Source organism: Falsiphaeobacter marinintestinus (assembly GCF_007923355.1).
GTDB classification, from domain to species: Bacteria; Pseudomonadota; Alphaproteobacteria; order Rhodobacterales; family Rhodobacteraceae; genus Phaeobacter_A; species Phaeobacter_A marinintestinus.
Window position 1 is genome coordinate 494,354 of sequence record NZ_VOGO01000003.1, and the last position, 20,089, is coordinate 514,442.

The window sequence follows — 20,089 nt, forward strand, 5'->3', positions numbered from 1 at the left end:
GAAAGGCCCTGCCCCATCCCCAATGAATCGGGGCCTTCAAAAAAACTACGGAGCCGCGCTTGTCGCGGCTCCGGCGTTTCGCTTGTACACCTTCTCACCGCACAACCTCAGCGTCGGACTTCTTGTGCCCCGGGTTTGTACTGCGGCAGTCCAAAACGAATGAAGCCGCGCAGAGCGCGGCTTCAAGCAATTTACACTGTCCCGAAAGAGCTGTTAGCCTTGTGCGGCCTTGGCGACTTCCGCTGCGAAGTCTTCTTCTTTCTTTTCGATGCCTTCGCCGACTTCCAGACGCACGAAACCGGTGATTTCAGCACCAGCTTCTTTGGCGGCCGCCCCGACGGTCAGGTCAGGGTTAACCACGAACTGCTGATTAAGAAGCGTAACTTCGGCCATGAATTTCTTCATGCGTCCGATAATCATCTTTTCAATCACCTGCTCGGGCTTGCCGCTTTCGCGTGCAATATCCATCTGAACCTGCTTTTCCTTCTCGACCACAGCCGGGTCAAGATCAGCTTCGCTCAGCGATGCCGGGTTCACGGCTGCAACGTGCATTGCAACCTGCTTGCCGAATGCTTCGTCACCGCCGGTCATTGCGATCAGAACGCCAATCTTGCCCATTCCGCCGGTTGCAGCGTTGTGGACGTAAGACACGACGTTTTCGCCTTCGACCGATGTCATGCGGCGCACCGACATGTTTTCACCGATTGTAGCGATCTTTTCGTTCAGGATTTCTGCAACGGACTTGCCATTGATCTCGGCAGCCTTCAGCGCTTCGACGTCATCAACGCCCAATGCGGCTTTGGCGAAATCGCCGACCATTTCCTGGAATTCGGCGTTCTTGGCAACGAAGTCGGTTTCGGAATTCACTTCCAGAGCAACGCCTTTGCCATTGTCGACGACGACCGCAACCAGACCTTCGGCTGCAGTACGGCCCGATTTCTTCGCGGCCTTGGCCAGACCTTTGGTGCGCAGCCAGTCAACGGCAGCTTCCATGTCACCATTGGTTTCGGTGAGCGCCTTCTTGGCGTCCATCATGCCTGCGCCAGTTGTGTCGCGCAGTTCCTTCACGAGTGCGGCTGTGATTGCCATTTGTGGCTCTCCTCAAATCAAAATCGAGTGTGGGGCGGTCTTAGCCCGCCCCAGTTGTCAATTGCATGACAGACGATCAGGCCTCGGCCGGGGTCTCTGCTGCAACGACTTCTTCGACCGGTGCTTCTTCCATTTCGCCCAGATCAACGCCAGCTTCGCCCAGTTGAGCGGTCATGCCGTCAAGAGCGGCACGGGCTGCCAGATCGCAGTACAGCGAAATTGCGCGCGCGGCATCATCGTTGCCAGGAATGATGAAATCAACACCATCGGGCGAACAGTTAGTGTCGACGATCGCGACAACCGGGATGCCCAGTTTGTTGGCTTCGGCAATCGCCAGCGATTCTTTTTTGACGTCGATGACGAACAGCAGGTCAGGCGTGCCACCCATTTCGCGGATACCGCCCAGCGAAGCCTGCAGCTTGCCCTGGTCACGTTCCATGCCCAGACGCTCTTTCTTGGTCAGGCCGTCGGCGCCGTTTTCCATGGCTTCGTCGATTTGCTTCAGACGATTGATCGACTGCGACACGGTTTTCCAGTTGGTCAGCGTGCCCCCCAGCCAGCGGTGGTTCATATAGTACTGAGCCGACTTTTCGGCTGCATCGGCGATCGGCTGAGCTGCCTGACGCTTGGTCCCGACAAACAGAACCCGGCCGCCCTTCGCGACGGTGTCGCGGACGATTTCCAAAGCCTGATCCAGCATTGGAACAGTTTGGGTCAGATCCATGATGTGGATGCCGTTACGCGCGCCATAGATATAAGGCGCCATGCGTGGGTTCCAGCGCTGTGTCTGGTGACCGAAGTGAACGCCAGCTTCCAAAAGCTGTCGCATTGTGAACTCGGGAAGAGCCATGTCGTATTCCTTTCCGGTTTGCGCCTTGGCGGGGGTTCAGAGCGGATGCTCCAACCGGCGGTCTGATCGGGGATGTCTCCCCCGAAAAGGCCCAAACCCCGCCTGCGGGTTTGAATGAGCGGCCAACTATAGGAACACCACGAGATGCGCAAGAGCCAACTTAAAAAGACCAAAGCCCAAGGCCCGTTTCTTTTGCTAGACAAGCGCTCAACGCGAGTGACACCTTGAACCCGAGACGGAGCAGGAAGGCAATCGCGTGCGACTTGGCATCATTTTAAGCGTCAGCGCAACTGTTTGGGCGCAGGGGGCAACGGCGGATCTGAAAGACGTGGCCATTGGCGACAACTATGTCTTTGCCCCGTATGGTCATCTGCACGGCGCCTATCAGTCCTTTGACGACGGGCGGCAACAAACCGACACTATCGTCGACCCCTCGCCCAGTATCAGCCGGTTTGGCTTTTTCATTCGACCATCAAAATCGGATCTCGGGTTTTCGTTCCAGTTTGAATCCAGCCTGGGCTTTCGTCCGTCAGACAAAGTCAGCCAGACCAATACTCCACCGGCTTGGGACTGGACCAAGGGCAACCTTCGGCAGGTGCAGCTGATTCATGCGTCTCGCTTTGGCACGCTGCGCCTAGGTCAGGGCAGTATGCCGCTTGATTCCGCCGCCGAAGTCGATCTGGGCGGCTACAATAATGTGGCCAAGTCCAACATCTCAGAAGGCTACGGCTCCTATATCCTGCGTGACACTACAGGTGCGCTCACCAGCCTGGACATTGGCGATACGTTCGACAGCTTTGACGGCGACCGGCGCCTGCGAGCCCGGTTTGATACGCAATCGGTTGCAGGGTTCTCATTGTCGTTGGCCTACGGCATCGAAGTTCTCAAATCGGGTGACGATAACACATATTATGATGCGGCCCTGCGATACAAAAACGACTTCGGGCGGCTCAAGGTTACAGGCGCAATCGGCAGCGGATGGGCGAAATCATCCGCGTCAGTCGACCGTGTGACCGTTGGGTCAATTGGACTGCTGGACAAGGAAACTGGTCTGAACTTAACGGTCGCTGCAGGGCAAGACGCCAAGGGGACGCAACCCAACTATGTTTATCTTCGCGCGGGCTGGAACCACGCCTTCTGGAGTGTCGGCGACACAAAGATAGCCTTGGAATACTTCACTGGGTCAGATTATGGCTCGGCGGGGTCCGAATCTCAGATGTGGGGCGTGGCCCTGTTGCAGGACTTCGATGATCTCGGTCTGCAGGTTTATGCGGGGTTTCGGGAGTTTAGGTATTCTGATCTGACTCCTGTCACTTACCTCGACACCCAAGGCATTCAGATCGGCGCCCGCTGGAAGTTTTGAACGGAGGTTGCTGCAAGCACGCCAATTGCCCAAAAGTGGCAGCCGCCCCGATTGGTTTCGGAGCGGCCGCTTTGTCTTTTTTTTGTGCCCACACTTGGTTTGGAAAACCAAGCCGGGGCCGCCACTAGTTTTCGCCGCGAACGACGTAGACCGAGCATTCAGAGTGCCGAATGACCCGCGCGGCGTTGGGGCCAAGCAGATAATCCTTCAGGTCCGGCGTATGCGCACCGATCACGATCAGATCCGTGTCGGCGGCCTTCGCCGTTTTCAGGATTTCGCGATAGGCCGCACCGGTGGCGATCACATGCCGGATCGATGCATTGCGGTCTTCGCCCAGCGTTGCCACACACATCGCTTCCAACTGCTTGCGCGTCTCGGCTTCGGCCTTTTCGTGGTGGTGGGGTTCGAAAAAGGTCGACACCCAGGCATCGCCGAAATCGGGCAGTACGGTCACAACATCCAACTGCGCACCGTCAAGGTCCGCAAGTTTTGCGGCCTGACGCAGAACCCGGCTGTCGGCGTCTCCGTTGCTCAGGTCAATTGCACATAGAACAGAGCGGGTCATGCCATCTCCTCCTCTTTGCCAATCCGGGCCCGCTGCATCATGGCGATCAAGCCAAGAAGCAGAAGCGCGGGAATGAAGATCAGCTCTTTGGGCATTTGACTTGCCGGAGCCTTCACTTCGGTAATCTGCACCGGATCGTCAGCGTAGAAGTCAAACCCGTCCATATCATCTGCAACCGGGGTGCCAAACATCGGCTCGTCCAGCTTCATGATACCGTCCTCTTCTATCAGCATCAGACCAAAGGCATCGGCGCGCTCTTGCCCTGTTGGTTCGGAACCGACCGACAACAGAAGCGTGGTTTCCACGGTTTCGCCGGTGTCGAAATCCGGGCCACTCACAATGATCCGCAGTTCTTCGCCTTCAGGAGCCGTATCAAGGGCCTGCACCAGTTCGGTCGGCGCAATGTCCTCAAACGGAGGCTGCAGTTTGTTCATGAAGTAATCCGGACGGAACAAGGCGAAGGCCACGAAGATCAGCAGGATGCTTTCGTAGAACCGTGACCGGGTCAGCCAGTATCCCATGGTTCCGGCAGTGAAGATCAGGATGGCAATTGTTGCTGATATTGCGACCAGTATCCCTTGCGTCCACGTCACATCGATCAAAAGCAGATCGGTGTTGAAGATAAACACGAACGGCAGCGCCACGGTCCGCAGGCTGTAGAAGAACGCGATGAACCCGGTTCGGATCGCATCGCCCCCTGACACAGCCGCAGCCGCAAAGCTGGCAAGCCCCACAGGTGGTGTAACATCGGCCATGATCCCGAAGTAGAACACGAACAGGTGCACGGCGATCAGCGGCACAATCAGACCCGATTGCGCGCCAAGTTCGACAACCACGCCCGCCATCAGCGAACTGACAACGATGTAGTTCGCGGTAGTCGGCAGGCCCATGCCCAGCACAAGGCTGAGCAGACCCACCATCACCAGCATCAGGATCAGGTTGCCACCAGACAGGAATTCGACCAGATCGGCCATCACCTGCCCCACACCGGTCAACGTCACCGTGCCCACGATCACGCCCGCAGTGGCCGTGGCCAGTGCAATCCCGATCATGTTGCGCGCACCGTCGATCAGCCCCTGCCACAGGTCACGCACACCATCCATGCCCGTGTCGATCATGTTGGTCTGACCCCGGAACATCGCTTTGAGCGGTTTCTGGGTTAACAGGATCACGAACAGAAGCGAGGTTGCCCAGAAGGCGGAGAGACCCGGTGATTTCTGTTCGATCATCAGGAAATAGACCAGCACGATGATCGGCAGCAGGTAATAAAGACCCGCCTTATAGATCTCGCCCACAACCGGAAGTTCGACCTCCTTCGCGTTTGGATCATCCGGGACAAGGTCGTCGGTTTTCGACGCGACAAACAGCAGAACAACATAGGTCGCGACCACCAACAAGCTGAGGGCCAGTCCGGACGCTCCGGGCATCATCGCCACGATCGCTTTGACCGGGTATTGGACACCGTAACACAGCGCCGCGAAACCGACGAAGAAGGCCGCCATGCCGCCGATGGTCTTGCCCATCGACACGACCCGGTTGCCCAATGTCGGCATGTTCCGTTTCACGGCTTCCAGATGCACGATATAAACCAGTGCGATGTAAGAAATCGCCGCCGGCAGGAAGGCATGGGTGATGACCTCGACATAGGAAATGCCGACGTATTCCACCATCAGGAAGGCTGCTGCGCCCATCACGGGCGGCATAATCTGACCGTTCACCGAACTAGCAACCTCGACCGAGCCCGCCTGTTCGCTGGAAAAGCCCACGCGCTTCATCAAGGGAATTGTGAAAGTACCGGTTGTTACCACGTTGGCGATGGACGAACCCGAGATCAGGCCGGTCGCAGCTGAACCAACAACGGCTGCCTTGGCCGGGCCACCGCGCAGGTGACCAAGCGCACCAAACGCCATCTTGATGAAATAATTCCCTGCACCCGCTTTGTCTAAAAGCGCACCGAACAGAACGAACAGGAAGACGAACTTGGTCGACACGCCAAGCGCGATGCCAAAGACCCCTTCCGAGGTGATCCACATATGGCTCATCGCCTTTTTCAGGCTGGCGCCTTTCCAACGGATGACTTCGGGCACCCATTCGGAAGATCCAAAGAACACATACATCAGGAAGATCGTGGCAATGATCGCCATCGCGGGCCCAAGGGCGCGACGTGCGGCTTCAAACAGCAGCAGCAGGCCGACCAGCGCGAACCACATGTCCGTCTCGTCAGCCAGACCGCCGGAATTCACCACCTTGTCATAGAAAAAATAGCCATACATCGCGATGGCAGCGGCCACGACAGCCATAATCCAGTCTTGTACCGGAATACGGTCGCGCGGGCTTGATTTCAGCGCCGGATACGCGGCGAAGGCCAGAAACAGGCCAAAGGCCAGATGAATCTGGCGCGAATTGTTAACGATACTGCCAGGCAGGATCACATTGGATATCGGCGACGCCAGAATGACTTGGAACACGGACCAGGTCACCGCGACGATGGCAAGGAATACCCCGACCGCACCGGCCGGATCACGCGCACCCGCATCGGACGATGCGACGAGGTCCTGTAGTTCCTGTTCAGATAAAGGGCGATTGCCCTCTGGATCAGAGGCCATGTTGAAATTCTCCCTGTTGGCTACGGATTTTATTTTGGGGATGCAGCCTGATTGATGCCTGTCCGGCACAGTCTCCGGGGCAAGCCGCCCTGCCCCGGAGTTTCGTTAAACGGTCAGAGGATTACTCGATCCAACCCTTTTCTTTGTAATACTTGGCCGCGCCGGGATGCAGAGGCGCGGACAGACCGTCCTTGACCATTTCTTCTGGCGTCAGGTTGGCAAACGCAGGGTGCAGTTTCTTGAACGCATCGAAGTTTTCGAAGACCGACGAAACCAGCACGTATACCGCCTCATCCGACACGTCCGACGAGCTCACCAGCGTGGCACCAACACCAAAGGTATGGGTGTCTTCCGGGTTTCCACGATATGTACCGCCAACAATTCTTGCCTTGCGGTAGAACGAGTTGTCGTTGACCAGACGATCAATGCCCGGACCTTCGACATTTACCAGAACGCTGTCACAGGCTGTGGTGGCTTCCTGAATCGAACCCGACGGGTGACCAACGGTATAGACCATCGCATCGATCTGGTTGTCGCAGAGGGCTGCCGACTGTTCAGCCGCCTTCAACTCGGTCGCCAGTTCGAAATCCTTCAACGACATTTCCTTGGCCGCCAGGACGATGTCCATGGTACCGCGCTGACCGGACCCGGGGTTACCGATGTTCACACGCTTGCCCTTGAGGTCGTCAAACGTTGTAACGCCAGCGTCAGCACGTGCCACAACGGTGAACGGTTCGGGGTGGATCGAGAAAACGGCGCGCAGCTTGTCGAACTTGCCAGCGTCCTGAAACTTGGACGATCCGTTGTATGCGTGGAACTGCCAGTCCGACTGAGCGACGCCGAATTCCAGCTCACCTTCGCGAATTGTGTTGATGTTGTAGATCGATCCACCCGTGGATTCGACCGAACACCGCACGCCATGCTCTTTGCGGCCTTTGTTGACCAAACGGCAGATAGCGCCGCCTGTCGGGTAATACACACCGGTCACACCGCCAGTACCGATTGTGATGAACTCTTCGGCGATAGCCGCAGGTGCCATAAAGGCCGCAGTTGCCAGGGCGCTGAGGCCCAGCTTGATTTTATGTTTCATTCATATTCTCCCAATTGTCGGTTTTCTTCAGATCGGGGCAGACATGCGGTTCGGCGACAATGCGCCTCTCCCGACCGGAAAGTGTTTTCCGGTGACGCTGGAATTGCCCTGAGCTTGACGGTCCCGATATCGACGAAGGTTTCAATGGCCGTGAGTACTTGTCAAGCGTTGGCGGCTGGCCTTGAGGTGCAATCGAGCTGAATCTTTCATTTTTGACGTGCAGCCAAAAATATTCCCCGTAACTATGTGATTGACAGAGTTAACTTGTGAACGATGCACGCACGTCCTGCATCCCACCGCCCGGTTTCGTCAAAGTTGATATCCGTTTTCTGTACAATCGTGTTCAATCCCAAGGCGAACCGACCTTGACGCCTTGGCTCTGGAATGCAGGGATAGCGCCGCTGGCTGGCGTGATACCGATGACTGCTCCTGCCTCAGTCGAGCACGTGATTTGTCCGTTAAGAAAGAACAATTATGACACGATCACCGGACCCTACGGACGACTTATGCGTCTTTCTGACGGAATTGACGTTTGCGCAGATACCGACAGACGTTGTTGCTGGCATCAAGCTGTTGTTTATTGACTGGTTGGGGTCCGCTCTTGCTGGCGCGGGAACCGGGCCCGCCGATATGTTTCAAGGCTTTGCCGCCCGGATGGGCCCTGGCCAAGGATCTTGCACCGATTATTCCGGCGGGCCGGATACGTCGGGGTTTTTTGCGGCGATGATCAACGCGGCAACCAGCCATGTGGTTGAGCAGGATGACCTGCACAACTCATCTGTCTTGCATCCGGCAACGGTGGTGTTTCCGGCTGTTCTGGCAATCGCCCAGCAAGAAGGCGCAACCGGCGCCGAAATGCTGACTGCAGCCGTGGCCGGGTATGAGGCCGGGATCAGGGTTGGAGAATTTCTGGGACGTTCGCATTACGTGCATTTCCACACAACGGCGACAGCAGGAACGCTGGCCGCCGCCGCGGCATCCGCCAGATTGTTAAACTTGGACGCTGAACAAACCCGACATGCGTTGGGCACCGCAGGGACCAAAGCTGCAGGACTTTGGGAGTTTCTGGTTGACGGTGCGGATTCCAAACAAATCCACACAGCTTCCGCAGCATCGTCAGGGTTGCTGGCCGCCTATGCGGCCCGCGATGGTATCACCGGTGCACGAAGGATTTTCGATGGGGCTCATGGGATGGGCGCTGCGATGTCAACCGACTCTGACCCGAGTTTTCTGAACGACAGGCTGGGCGAGCGTTGGGCGACGCTTGAGACGTCTTACAAATGGCACGCCTCGTGTCGTCACACGCACCCCGCAGCCGACGCGCTGTTGAAGGCTATTCACGACAACGGTCTTGACCCGAAACGGATCACGTCCGTCCAGACTCACGTGCATCAGGGTGCGATTGACGTGCTTGGGCCAGTTGTGGCCCCCACTACGATCCACCAGTCAAAGTTTTCGATGGGCACCGTTCTTGGCCTGCTCGCGATGCATGGAAAAGCTGGCCTGACCGAGTTTGACAGTTTTGCCCTGACCGACCCTGACGTTGCGCGATATCGCAAGATCGTCACAATGACGCTGGACCCCGAAATCGATGCGGCCTATCCGGCGCGTTGGATCGGGAAAGTAACGGTCACGATGGACGACGGGACCTCTTTCAATGCGCGTGTGGACACGCCCAAAGGCGATCCCGGCAACATGCTGTCACTACACGAGATCACCAATAAGGCGATGGCTTTGGCAGCATATGGCGGGAGGGAAGATCCGGTGACAGTCGAACGCTGGATTGGTGAAATCCAGAATCTGGATGCGATTGAAGACGGCGCAGGCGCGTTGCGCCGCGCCTAAGGACCGCAAGTTCCGTTATCAGATCAATCTGGCATGCCATCCAAGGCCAGAGCCTTGTTTTTAAAGCGCTTATCTTGCGTAACATCGGCCCCGAACCAATCCGGGGCTGTGAACGCCGTCGCGGTCGATTCAGATTCAAACTCGACCTCGACCAGCCGCAAACTGTCCAAAGCACCGCTGAACAAGTCCAACTCAAACTTCAAATCGCCGGGCAACTCGCCGGTCCACCGCTCTTTTTCGACACGCCGGCCTTCGGTTTCCGGCCAAAGCGTGTCGAACTGCGCTTGGCTGATCTCGGTCTCGCGTTCAACGCGCACTGTGCCGCCATCGGATTTCAGCGTCAGAAAACAGGCCTCGTCTTTCTGCCGCAACCGGATTTCAACCGAATCCGACGGTTGGGTCAGGTACCCCTGGCGAATGACGGCCCGACGCGCATCACCCAAATCCGGAAGACACCGAACCAAAAACTTTCTTTCAATTTCAACACCGTCTGCTGGCATGCTCAGGTCCGTTTCCGCAATTCATCAAAGAACTCGGCATAAGATTTCGTCGCTGAACGGGCGCGGGCAAATGTGCCGACTGGCGCGCGGTGCACACCCATCTTTTCGACATCGGTCGAAAATGGGATCGACGCTTTCAGGAACAGCTTACCGTACTCTTTGCGCATCCGCTCCATCGTGTCGTTGTGCAGCGATTTTTGCTTCTGAACCATGGAAAAGAATGGAACCAGCTTTTTCTTCGGGATCCTCTGCTCCTTGAAAAAACCCACCAACTGGTCGAACGTCCGCTCAGACAACGTCGTCGGAATGACCGGAACAACGATGTGATCAGCCGCCTTGAACACGTTCTCGGACAGGGTCGAGATATTGGGCGGGCAATCCAGCAAAACCACGTCATAATCTCCGCCAACTGCCTTCAGTGCCTTCTTCAGACGCGAGCGACTGTTTTTCATCCGCGATAGAAACACATCGAAATCACGAAAGCTCATATTCGAAGGCAGGATATCGAGGTTCTCAAAATCGCTCTCGCGAATGGCCTTGGTGAATTTTTCAACATCGCCAAAGAACTTCTCTTCGGTCAGTTTCTTTGATGGTTTGACGCGAAAATAGAAGCTCGACGCCCCCTGTGGGTCAAGGTCGCACAACAACGTCCGTTTCCCGGCCTGGGCAAACGAATAGGCCAGGTTCACCGATGTCGCGGTTTTGCCGACCCCACCCTTGTTGCTGTAACACGCGATGATCTTCATTTGTCACTTCCCTGAGCATGAAATAGCGACCGGAACCGGCTCTGGACATCTGGGCTGTCGAAATCGGCAAAGCTGGTCACGACGCGGGCACGCTCATTCAACTGCCGCTGGTGCAGCACTGCGATCAACGCGCCGATGCTGCTGGCAATCGCCATATCCTGCTTACGGCCCTTGGTGGCGTGATTGTCGAGAAAGGCCTGCAAAGACTCTTGCTGTACCGAGTAGTCGTTGAACAGGCCAAGATTATCCTGCAATTTCTTAAGCGGTTTGATTACGGCCTTAACGCCCTTGCCGGGAAACAAAGGTGCAAAGAATTCCATAAGATAGCGCAGCTTCTTGCAGTGGATGCGCAGCTCGTGCACCTCTTCGTCATCCGTCTGATCATCAATGGCCGACGCGATCTTGCAAACCTTACGGTAGCGTTTCCAGATCAAACCGCAGGCATAGTCGTGCGCATGCCGATCCGCATTGGCACCGCGCGACAGGTTTTCAGGGTTCGAAAACAAATCCCCAAGCCCATTCATCGTGTCAGCATAAGTCTTGCTGCGAAATTGCGAGGTGATGTTGGCCAACGCATCGCGCCGTTCCTGCGCGAACATATCAAACATAACTTCTAGCCCGCCGTGCAAGGCCTCGGGCACCAAATCGAAATAGGTCTCACGGTCCAGAAGATAAACGTCGAGATCCCTAAGTCGTCCGGTGGGCGCCATGAGATCTGAAAAGGTGGTTTTCAGGTCCACCGTCTGTTGGGGGCCATAAACTTCTTTGAACAGGCTGATCACCGACCGGATCTTGCGCAGTGCAACCCGGTAATCGTGCAGAAACTCGGTATCAAAATCGCCGATCACCCCCGCTTCGTTGCGTCTGGCGACATTCAGATAGGCCGCTATGATATCATTTGCTGCCTGAAACGCCGTTTCATCGCCGGTCATGGCGATGTCGGGTTTGGCGACATAGCGTTCATACTTGGGAAAAAGCCGCTCATAAACGGGATCGGTCGACAGGTCAGACTGACCGCCAAGCTTTTCAAGATGCGTCGAGAATGCTGCGAACGCCTTGTCGTATCCGCGCAAGCCACGCAGAGTGATGAACGATACCGGCTTGCCCTTGCCTTTCGAGGTCAAGGACAGAACCTCAGCCCGGGCTTGTGTCTTCTGCTCATCATCGACAAGCGTCACATGCATTTGCTGGACCGTGCCGGTCCCGACCCTGATCAGACACCGCAAAGGCGAAATGGTTCCGGACAACGCCGATCTTACAGGCCCGTCCATCAGATCAGGGACGAAATCACCCTTGCGTGTGGCCGGTTGTGACAGCGTGGCCTCTGGCGACAGCAAGACCAGTGCCCCGTCGGTTTCAATCAGCAATTTCCCAGATGCCCGGATCGATTGATCGTGACAATCGAGCAGGGTGAATTCTGTCGCTTCTTCGGCGTCACGCTCACAGGTCAGCGTCAACTTGCCCAGCGAACCGGTGAACGCATCGGGCCTGGCCGATTTTGAAAGAACGTACATTTTGCTCTCAGGTTGGGTCATGTATCCGTTCTCTTTGCCTCGCTAAGACACTCTTTAAAACGGGTTTTGACGATCCTCCGAACGCTTGTATCAACTTCGATGGCACCTAACGTCCATGCGTACTGCGTTCGGGACTCCCCCTTCGGGGATGTGATCACGTCCGGATATCTGAAGTTGGCCATGCGTCGCCTCGTAATGGAATGACGTCAGGGTGTCACTTGGACCATATCTGCGCAAGCCTGATCATGGCGAGATCACACAATGGCACGGCCGTACGCGACGAAGGCATTGATCAACTCTTCCACTCAGAATGCCCCGCAAAATCAGCGTGGAAAAGCCGTGCCGTCCATCAGCTTGCGCGCTGTCCTCAGGATCGCGGCACTGACCACTTGCCCGGCTTCATCCAGCGTCGCCACCACCGTCATTTCCCCAGTCGGATGCTCAACCGACAGTGTCCGGCTGGGTCCACTTCCGCGGTTGGCCAGATCGAAAGCCGATGACCCTTCCAGCAGACACGCCGTTGCCACGCTGACAGCACCCAGAACCCCAATCGTTTTGTGGCATCGGTGCGGGATGAACGTACGCGTCGAAATCGCCCCTCCGGATACAGGGGCGCTGACCATTGTCATCTTTGGCACCGTTTTATCGGTCACATCACCAAGGTTCATCATTGGTCCGCACGCCAAGCGGATCGATTCCAAACGGGTGCGAAGGTCTGCGTTTGCTTCCAGGACGTCCGGCGCCTCTGTTCCTTTGATGCCAAGATCGGCAGCCCGCATCACAACGCAGGGCATGCCGTTGTCGATCATGGTAACCTCGACCCCCTCGACCACATCCATCACATTGCCTGTCGGTAAAAGCGCCCCACAACTGGATCCTGCAGTATCGCGGAATGCAATCGGAACCGGAGCTGACCCGCCCGGAACGCCGTCAATGCGGGCCTCCCCCACATAAGAGACATGCTTTCCGGGTGTTTCGACCGTCGCCTGAGCAACCTGGCCCGTGTTCTGCATATAAATCGTCACCGGGGTTTGCCCGTCGCAAGCTTCAACCAACCCACGTTCAACGGCAAAAGGACCAACCCCCGCCAGAATGTTCCCGCAATTCTGCGCATCTGTCACGATCGGCTGATCCACAAAGACCTGCAGAAACAGGTACTCCACATCGACCCCTGCGCGGTCCGACCGGTTGACGACCGCCACTTTCGACGTCAAAGGGTCGGCGCCGCCCAGGCCGTCTATCTGGCGGATATCGGGCGACCCCATAAGGCTCAGCAACACCTTGTCCCGCTCGACCCGATCCTCAGGCAGATCAGAGGCCAGGAAATACCCACCTTTCGACGTCCCGCCCCGCATCCACATGCAGCGTACACCGTCAGCCATCGCCTGCCCTTTCTTCTCTTTGGAAATACTCCGGGGGGTGCGGGGGGCTGGCCCCCCGCCTTGATCGGATCGCCCCCGCGATCCGATCCCTTCACACGTATTTCAATCCCTTCTCGGCAAGTCGATCCCGCATGTCATAAATGTCGAGGCCCAGTTCTCCCGCCTCGAACCGCGCACGCTTATCTGCTTCGTTCGCTTCACGGGCTCGCGCCTTTTCCAGAACGTCGGCGGCGTCTTCGCGACGCACCACACAGACTCCGTCATCATCTGCCACAACCACGTCGCCAGGGTTAATCAAAGCCTCCGCGCACACCACAGGCACATTGACCGACCCAAGTGTTTCTTTGATTGTCCCCTGCGCATGAACCGCTTTCGACCAGACTGGGAAACCCATTTCTGTCAGATCACGCACATCCCGCACACCGCCATCAATAATCAGCCCCCGGCACCCGCGCGTCATCGCCGATGTCGCCAGCAAATCACCGAAATAGCCGGCATTGGAAGGCGTAAAAGTGCCTAACACCATGATGTCACCCGCCTGCAACTGCTCGATAGCCACATGGATCATCCAGTTATCGCAGGGGGGCGAAAGGATCGTGACCGCAGACCCGGCGACCCGCGCCCCCGAGTAGATCGGCGTCATGTAATCCGCCAAAAGCCCGCGACGCCCCTGCGCTTCGTGTACCGTGGCCACACCGCACTCTGCGAGACCGTCAATCACGGTCTGATCGGCGCGCTCGATGTTTTGCACGACGACACCTGTTGTGCCTGCCTGATAGCGCATGGTCATGCCAACTCGTCCACGGTCTGCGGAAACACCGACTGGAAGCCTTCGGCATACCGGCAATTGCGCCCACCGGACTGACCGCCCGAATTGCGGCGGAAATGATTGCCGCGGTTCTCGGCCACGTTTTCATAAAAGTGCCACAGATGCTCCTGCCCCTGCATGCACTGGATGGCTGCCCATTTCTTGTCCCAAACATCCGTGATGTCCAAAAACACGTCAGGTTTCCACTCCATCTGCTCGGTCTGGTGGGGTTCAAAAAGGTACAGCTGCGGCGCCCCAAGAACCTTTTGCCCCGGATTATGACCCCAAGCTTGCGCAATCATCCGGCATTCCAATGCAAATTGCGTCGTGTTCATGTGATCCGTGTTATAAGGATCCCATTTCGAATGGCTCATCATGAATTTGGGCTGAACTTCGCGGATCACATCGACCATCCGCTCTTTGGTCTCCTGACCCAAATCCAGCGGGTAATCCCCGACATCGAAGAACCGAATATCCTTCACGCCCAAGGCAGAGGCCGCATTTTCAGCCTCTTCCCGGCGCGAGGCTTTGACCCGTTCCATTGTCATGCCGTCCTGCTTCCAAAGCTTCGCGCTTTCGCCGCGTTCGCCGTATGACAGGCACACCACTGTGACGTCGTATCCCTTGGCCTGATGCAGCGCGATGGCCCCGCCGGCCCGCCACACGAAATCTGCAGAGTGGGCACTGATAACAAGGGCGGTCTTCGTGTCTGACATGGGAGAGTCTCCGGATGTGTTCCTTCTGAGGCCACCCTTAACCAGAGTACTCCTGCAACACCATTTCGATTGCGATGTAGCGAGATAAGAAATCGCTATAGCAGGCGCGGATTGTCGAAAGGTTCGGACGTCAATATGTCCGTATTCCTTATTGTTTTTGAATACCTTTTCGCCAAAATCGTTACCCCACTACACGCTTTCTGCACTGCAGAGCGACGGCCTGTTGCGGTTGATTGGAGTTCTAGGCGGCTGTCGGACGGCGCAGCAACAAACTGACCGGGCGGCCCGCGATGTTCAGAAACACCGTGGCCAAAAGGATCCCAATTGCGGTTGGTGCATAAAGGATGGGCCAAAGCTCGGCGCGGTCGACAACGATCTGAGACAACACACCGCGCATTCCCTCGAGCATGATCAGCAACAGGAATGCCCCAAGCAGTTGCGGCCACAAGCCAAACCGCGAAAACCCGCCCAGCATGAGGGTTGCAAACCCGATCAGCGACACAGCCACGCAAATGGTGCTCCAGGTGAAACGCTCGTGCAGTTCATCCATCATCTGGCCTTCGGTATAGCCTTCGACCTCACGCACCATATCCCTATGCCAAAGCAGTTCGGGCGTTGAGATCGCCCTGATGTTTCGGGATTTGGCGCTTTCCTTGTTCAGTAGCGACGTGATGTCATAGGAAAAATCCGAAAACTGGGTGGTTGAAAGCGTGTTGCCCGCAACATCCAGGCGCACTGCCAACCCGTCCACCATGATCAGGCTAGCTTTCGTTTCATCGCGCACAAGAAACGCGCGCGACCCGGTATAGGTCATAGTCCGCGCAGGATCACGGCGATCTGACAGGAAGACATCATTCAAGGCCCCGTCGCGGTCGATCTTTCGAATGTACAGCGTCACGCCATCCGCAGGATGCAGGAAATTGCCCTCTTCCAATAGCCGGGCTGTAACGTCCCGCGACACCTCGGCCTCTCTGATTTCCAGTTGCTGGATCGAGGCCGGGCGCAAGACATTGGTCAGGATCGCCATCATCAATCCGGTCAATATCCCGAACACGATCACCCCCCGGGCCAGACGCCACGGGCTGGAGCCAGTTGCCAGCATCGCCGTCAGCTCGCTTTCGCGGTTCAATCGGTTGGTGACATAAAGTGTTGCCGTAAAGACCGCGATCGGCATGACCGTTCGGATCAACGTCGGAAGAGAAAGCGCTGTAAACTCAAGGAAAACCATCGCCGACTGGCCGTCCGCAATAAGTTTGTCCAGCAGACTGACCGAGCGCGTAATCCAGAAGACGCCGACCAGGATCAGCGAGAAAAAGGCAAAGAGCAGCATCAACTGCCACAGAAAATACCGATCAAAACGTGCCACGGCTTTCCCAATCCCCGAACAAGCTGCCCCGTGATAGGCCATCGCCGGGGGGAGGAGCAAGTTGATCTGCTTGCACCCCCACGGCAATGGTATGCGTCAGTCGGCCGGTTCCTGGTTTTCTTCAGGGTTTTCCGTCGACTCGGGTGACGGGTCGACATCGGCGGGCACAGGTTCTGTCGTTGCTGAGGCTGGTGCCGGATCCGCCGGCGCGGCTTCAGTATCAGCGGCGGTGGTTGACGGGGGCGTTTGGGTTGCTTTCATCGCTTCAGGCACGTCATATCCCAGTGCCTCTGCCGTCGCGACATCAACATAGCCGACGGGCTCTATACCCAGATCGTACTGGAACCACATCAACGCTGTTTCGGTTCCGGTCCCGAACACGCCGTCCACGCCTCCGACATCGTATCCGGTTGCGACCAGTCTGTTTTGCAGGTCGCGCACAAGATCGCCGCGGGTCATCGGATCGGTCAGGGCCATCCCGAAGACGCTTTGTGGTTCAGCGCTGACTTCTCCGGGCGCATCCGAGACGATCTCATAGACTTTCTCGTTCTCGTAAAACGTCGACCGATACAGCACTCCATTGCATTCATACAGTGTTTCACCACCGTCGCGGACTTCCTGACATTCCTGATCTTCAGGCAACGACGTCGCAAAAGCGATGGTCGAACCGACGATGGCCGCGGTAAAGAACCAGCCCCAGGAATTGTTATAGTAGTAGTTCCCATAGTGGTGATGGGGCGGGCGATAGTAAGGCGGCGGTGGTCCCGGCGGCGGTCGCCAGCCCGGCGGTCGGTGACCCGGCGGATGATACCCCGGCGGATGGCCAACTGAGGGTGGTGGCTTTCCGGGCGGGCGTGAACCCGGCGGGCGATTCCCCTGCCCCGGTGGTTTTACTCCGGGTGGGCGATTGACTGGCGGATTGATACTGGGTGGACGCGTGCCGGGTTTGCTGCCCGGTGGGCGCGCCCCGGGCGGCCGTTCGCCTTCGGGTCGGTTGGCAATCGGTGGGATCGCAACGCCCCCCCCTGGCTTAGTCGAAGGTGGACGGGCAACAGGTAGTGAAGGTTTTTGAACCGGTTTGGAGGTCGGCGGTCTATTCACCGGCAAGCTGGGCTTACCGGTCGAGGGTTTTCCGACAGACGGCCTGGATGGTGCCGGAAGGGTTGATGGTCGGCCCGCCGACGGCATCTTGATAGATCCGCCTCCCGATGGCCGTGTGCGCGCCCCGGATGGCCGCCCTTTGGGCGCCCCCGAAAACCCGCCTGCCCGCCCGCCAAGCCGGTTGGCAAAGGCGGCCCCGTCCATCGGGTCCAACCGGACCAGCCCCAAAGGCGACGTCGTAAGGCCAAGTGCCACGATCACCGACCCAAGGGTCAGCCGTGTTCTGATCCGCAAAGTCATTCTTCACCCCTCCCGATTTTGTATTTCGGGTCGGGTTTTGGCCAAACCATACGCTCGGTCGTTTCATCCGGGGTGAAGACAAAGCTGTCCTCATTGATCTGAGGATCGAAATCCCAGTTTGAGAAATAGGCACGATATTGTGGCCACCCTTGTTCATAAGGGTTGGTCCCGACCAGCATCACCAGTTCCGGTGCCTCCGGATCGGTAGAGATCCAAAACTGCCAGTCGCCTTCGTAATCGGACATGGCCAAGTGGTGAACCTGCTGCCCGGCGATCCGCGTTGTCCCGAGATAGGCTGCGGCATCGACACTTTCGAGAAGCTCAAATCCCGGATCCGCACTCATCAAGGTCCAGATCGGCAGACGGAGGTCGTATTCATCTGCAACACGTTCCGTCAACGCTCTGAACTCACCTCGGAATGGTGTCGTCGCATAGGCATTCTCTTCGACATCCACGACAGTGAAGCGACTGAAATCATAAAAATATTCACGCGTTTCTTCGCCAAGTTCCGAGAATGCATAAAACCCTTCACCGCGGGCAAGCAGGTTACTGCCGCTGCGCGAATAGGTCACTTTTTCGCGGCCATCCACAACAACGTCGAACGATACGAACCAATCAACTGAAAGCCGTGGCTGCCCTGAAATATAGTCGATCGCTGCATTGGCGATTTCCATGGCAAAGGGATCGATGGCTTCGGTTTCATCCGTTTGCGCCGAGGCTTGGACCACCAAACCACCGATAAGGGTGAATGCCAGACCGGTTCGAATGAGCTGGCGCTGCGTTGATCGGAAAGCCGTGTCATGCATCATTATGTTCGCTCACAGTGGATCAGTTGCCACCAGTAAGACGCATTTTGTACGACTCTGGCAACCGTTTGTACGAAAACCCCAAAAGGTGATCAGCGACCGATGACCAAATCCGCGCGCAAGCCGCCCATCGTATCGCTGTCATCAAGCCGCAGAACCCCACCATGTGCCCGTGCGATGTCTGACACGATCGCGAGACCCAGACCGACGCCGCTGCCCTGGTTCTGATTGCGTGACGGATCAAGCCTGGAAAAGGGTTTAAGCGCCTCGCCGCGCAGGTCGCTGGGAATACCCGGCCCGTCATCTTCGACCCGGATACGCAGCGATTTGTCGGTCAAAACCACGGAAACTTCGGCGCGGGTGCCGTATCTGACGGCGTTTGAAAGCAGGTTTTCCACCGCGCGGCGCATTGCCAACGGCCGTAAAGCTATCAGACCCTCGCCTGACGCTTCGACCAATTCTACCTGTTTGCCTTCGCGCTGAGCATCTTCGACGATGGTCCGAACCAGTTCTTTCGGGTCAACTTTTTCAGGCTCGCCCGCAGATGCTGCCCCCCGTGAAAAGTCCAGAAACGCGTCCAGAAGACGTTGCATTTCGTTAACATCGCCCAGCAGTGGCGCGGCGTCTTCTTCATCCAGCATCGCAAGGCCCAGCTTTAACCGGGTCAGCGGTGTACGCAGATCATGGCTCACCCCCGACAGCATCATCGTGCGCTGTTCGATCTGTCGTTCGATCCGGGCCCGCATATCCAGAAAGGCGCTGCCTGCAGCCCGAATTTCTATGGCGCCAGATGGCGAATACGGCACATTTCGCCCCCGCCCGAACGCCTGAGCCGCATTTGCCAGCCGGGTGACCGGGCGCAGCTGATTTCGCAGATAAAGAAACGCGATGATCGTCATGAGCATGCCAAAGAACACCATCGTTACGATCAATTGATGCGGTGCGGCAACCGTCACTCTGCTACGCCCGAAACTGACATGGGCCGGCCCCAGATCCGTACCAAAGAACAAATGCACAGAATTGTCGGCAGGAAACTGCACGGCGAGCGTGGCCGGAAAAGACTCCCGGATCAGATTGCGCACCAGTCCACCAGAAAAGTCGTACCATAAGATCAGGTCGCTGCCTGGAACAGAAACAGGCTCTATAAACTCGACATTCATCTGAAGCGCCGGCAGCAAGGGCGCAATGCGTTCCAATACCTCTTCATGACTTGCCGCATCGCCGGCCTGCGCTTCGATCAACCGCAATTCACGCACGACGGTCCCCGTCATCTGGGTAATGGTGTCCTCAAGATGGTTTTGAATGAAAGCGACTGACACCACCAGTTGCAGAACCAGAACCGGAATCACCATGATCATGGCGGCCCGTCCATACAGGCTGCGCGGCAGATAGTGTTTGAGCCCTTTGAACGACATGCGCTAAGCCTAGCGGGCAGCCAGCCT

Annotated in this window: 17 protein-coding genes; 2 read left to right on the forward strand and 15 right to left on the reverse strand. The window is 57.0% G+C overall.

Annotation, left to right across the window (positions count from 1 at the left end; genetic code table 11):
* Positions 1 to 213: 213 nt before the first annotated feature.
* Positions 214 to 1,089 carry a translation elongation factor Ts gene (gene tsf / locus FOY56_RS09585; RefSeq protein WP_146345609.1) on the reverse strand — a complete coding sequence of 292 codons (876 nt, stop codon included), beginning with the start codon at positions 1,087 to 1,089 and terminating at the stop codon, positions 214 to 216.
* 76 nt (positions 1,090 to 1,165) lie between these two features.
* Entirely contained in the window at positions 1,166 to 1,939 is a 774-nt protein-coding gene (rpsB, locus tag FOY56_RS09590) for a 30S ribosomal protein S2 (RefSeq protein WP_146345610.1), read from the reverse strand.
* A gap of 256 nt (positions 1,940 to 2,195) precedes the next feature.
* Here rpsB and FOY56_RS09595 point away from each other — a divergent pair, with 256 nt between their 5' ends.
* A complete protein-coding gene (locus FOY56_RS09595; RefSeq protein ID WP_146345611.1) occupies positions 2,196 to 3,302 on the forward strand; it encodes a porin family protein in 1,107 nt (368 codons plus the stop codon).
* 124 nt (positions 3,303 to 3,426) lie between these two features.
* Here the strand turns inward: FOY56_RS09595 and FOY56_RS09600 are convergent, their stop codons facing one another.
* The 3 genes from FOY56_RS09600 to FOY56_RS09610 all read right to left on the reverse strand — a co-directional run bounded on the left by FOY56_RS09600 (position 3,427) and on the right by FOY56_RS09610 (position 7,563).
* Positions 3,427 to 3,867 carry a universal stress protein gene (locus tag FOY56_RS09600; protein WP_146345612.1) on the reverse strand — a complete coding sequence of 147 codons (441 nt, stop codon included), beginning with the start codon at positions 3,865 to 3,867 and terminating at the stop codon, positions 3,427 to 3,429.
* Complete coding sequence (locus tag FOY56_RS09605) at positions 3,864 to 6,473, reverse strand: TRAP transporter permease (protein ID WP_146345613.1); 2,610 nt, start codon at positions 6,471 to 6,473, stop codon at positions 3,864 to 3,866. Before FOY56_RS09605 ends, FOY56_RS09600 begins: the two co-directional genes overlap by 4 nt.
* Before the next feature lie 121 nt (positions 6,474 to 6,594).
* Positions 6,595 to 7,563 carry a TAXI family TRAP transporter solute-binding subunit gene (locus tag FOY56_RS09610; RefSeq protein ID WP_146345614.1) on the reverse strand — a complete coding sequence of 323 codons (969 nt, stop codon included), beginning with the start codon at positions 7,561 to 7,563 and terminating at the stop codon, positions 6,595 to 6,597.
* Between the two features lie 474 nt (positions 7,564 to 8,037).
* On the opposite strand from FOY56_RS09610, the gene FOY56_RS09615 reads away from it, so the two are divergent.
* Positions 8,038 to 9,408 (forward strand): MmgE/PrpD family protein, encoded by a 1,371-nt coding sequence (locus FOY56_RS09615; RefSeq protein ID WP_146345615.1) that lies wholly within the window; start codon positions 8,038 to 8,040, stop codon positions 9,406 to 9,408.
* Between the two features lie 23 nt (positions 9,409 to 9,431).
* Here the strand turns inward: FOY56_RS09615 and FOY56_RS09620 are convergent, their stop codons facing one another.
* The 10 genes from FOY56_RS09620 to FOY56_RS09665 all read right to left on the reverse strand — a co-directional run bounded on the left by FOY56_RS09620 (position 9,432) and on the right by FOY56_RS09665 (position 20,062).
* A complete protein-coding gene (locus FOY56_RS09620; RefSeq protein WP_146345616.1) occupies positions 9,432 to 9,908 on the reverse strand; it encodes a CYTH domain-containing protein in 477 nt (158 codons plus the stop codon).
* Positions 9,909 to 9,910: 2 nt separating this feature from the next.
* Complete coding sequence (locus tag FOY56_RS09625) at positions 9,911 to 10,654, reverse strand: ParA family protein (RefSeq protein WP_146345617.1); 744 nt, start codon at positions 10,652 to 10,654, stop codon at positions 9,911 to 9,913.
* On the reverse strand, positions 10,651 to 12,189 hold the full coding sequence (locus FOY56_RS09630) for a CHAD domain-containing protein (RefSeq protein ID WP_146345618.1): 1,539 nt from the start codon (positions 12,187 to 12,189) through the stop codon (positions 10,651 to 10,653). Before FOY56_RS09630 ends, FOY56_RS09625 begins: the two co-directional genes overlap by 4 nt.
* A 302-nt stretch (positions 12,190 to 12,491) precedes the next feature.
* Positions 12,492 to 13,550, reverse strand: a complete 1,059-nt coding sequence (locus FOY56_RS09635; protein WP_146345619.1) for a 4-oxalomesaconate tautomerase — start codon at positions 13,548 to 13,550, stop codon at positions 12,492 to 12,494.
* A 91-nt stretch (positions 13,551 to 13,641) separates the two neighbouring features.
* Positions 13,642 to 14,334, reverse strand: coding sequence for a 4-carboxy-4-hydroxy-2-oxoadipate aldolase/oxaloacetate decarboxylase (gene ligK / locus FOY56_RS09640; RefSeq protein WP_146345685.1), 693 nt, complete (start codon positions 14,332 to 14,334; stop codon positions 13,642 to 13,644).
* A 2-nt stretch (positions 14,335 to 14,336) separates the two neighbouring features.
* Positions 14,337 to 15,074: a PIG-L deacetylase family protein gene (locus FOY56_RS09645; protein ID WP_146345620.1), complete on the reverse strand. Its 738-nt coding sequence runs from the start codon at positions 15,072 to 15,074 to the stop codon at positions 14,337 to 14,339.
* 241 nt (positions 15,075 to 15,315) lie between these two features.
* Entirely contained in the window at positions 15,316 to 16,440 is a 1,125-nt protein-coding gene (gene lptF, locus FOY56_RS09650; RefSeq protein WP_146345686.1) for an LPS export ABC transporter permease LptF, read from the reverse strand.
* A gap of 96 nt (positions 16,441 to 16,536) precedes the next feature.
* On the reverse strand, positions 16,537 to 17,841 hold the full coding sequence (locus FOY56_RS24065) for a peptidoglycan-binding domain-containing protein (RefSeq protein ID WP_146345621.1): 1,305 nt from the start codon (positions 17,839 to 17,841) through the stop codon (positions 16,537 to 16,539).
* Positions 17,838 to 18,650 (reverse strand): DUF2092 domain-containing protein, encoded by an 813-nt coding sequence (locus FOY56_RS09660; protein ID WP_146345622.1) that lies wholly within the window; start codon positions 18,648 to 18,650, stop codon positions 17,838 to 17,840. The genes FOY56_RS24065 and FOY56_RS09660 overlap by 4 nt, the downstream gene beginning before the upstream one ends.
* Before the next feature lie 89 nt (positions 18,651 to 18,739).
* The gene (locus tag FOY56_RS09665; RefSeq protein WP_146345623.1) at positions 18,740 to 20,062 is read right to left on the reverse strand and encodes an ATP-binding protein; all 1,323 of its coding nucleotides are present in this window, start codon (positions 20,060 to 20,062) and stop codon (positions 18,740 to 18,742) included.
* Between the last annotated feature and the right edge of the window lie 27 nt (positions 20,063 to 20,089).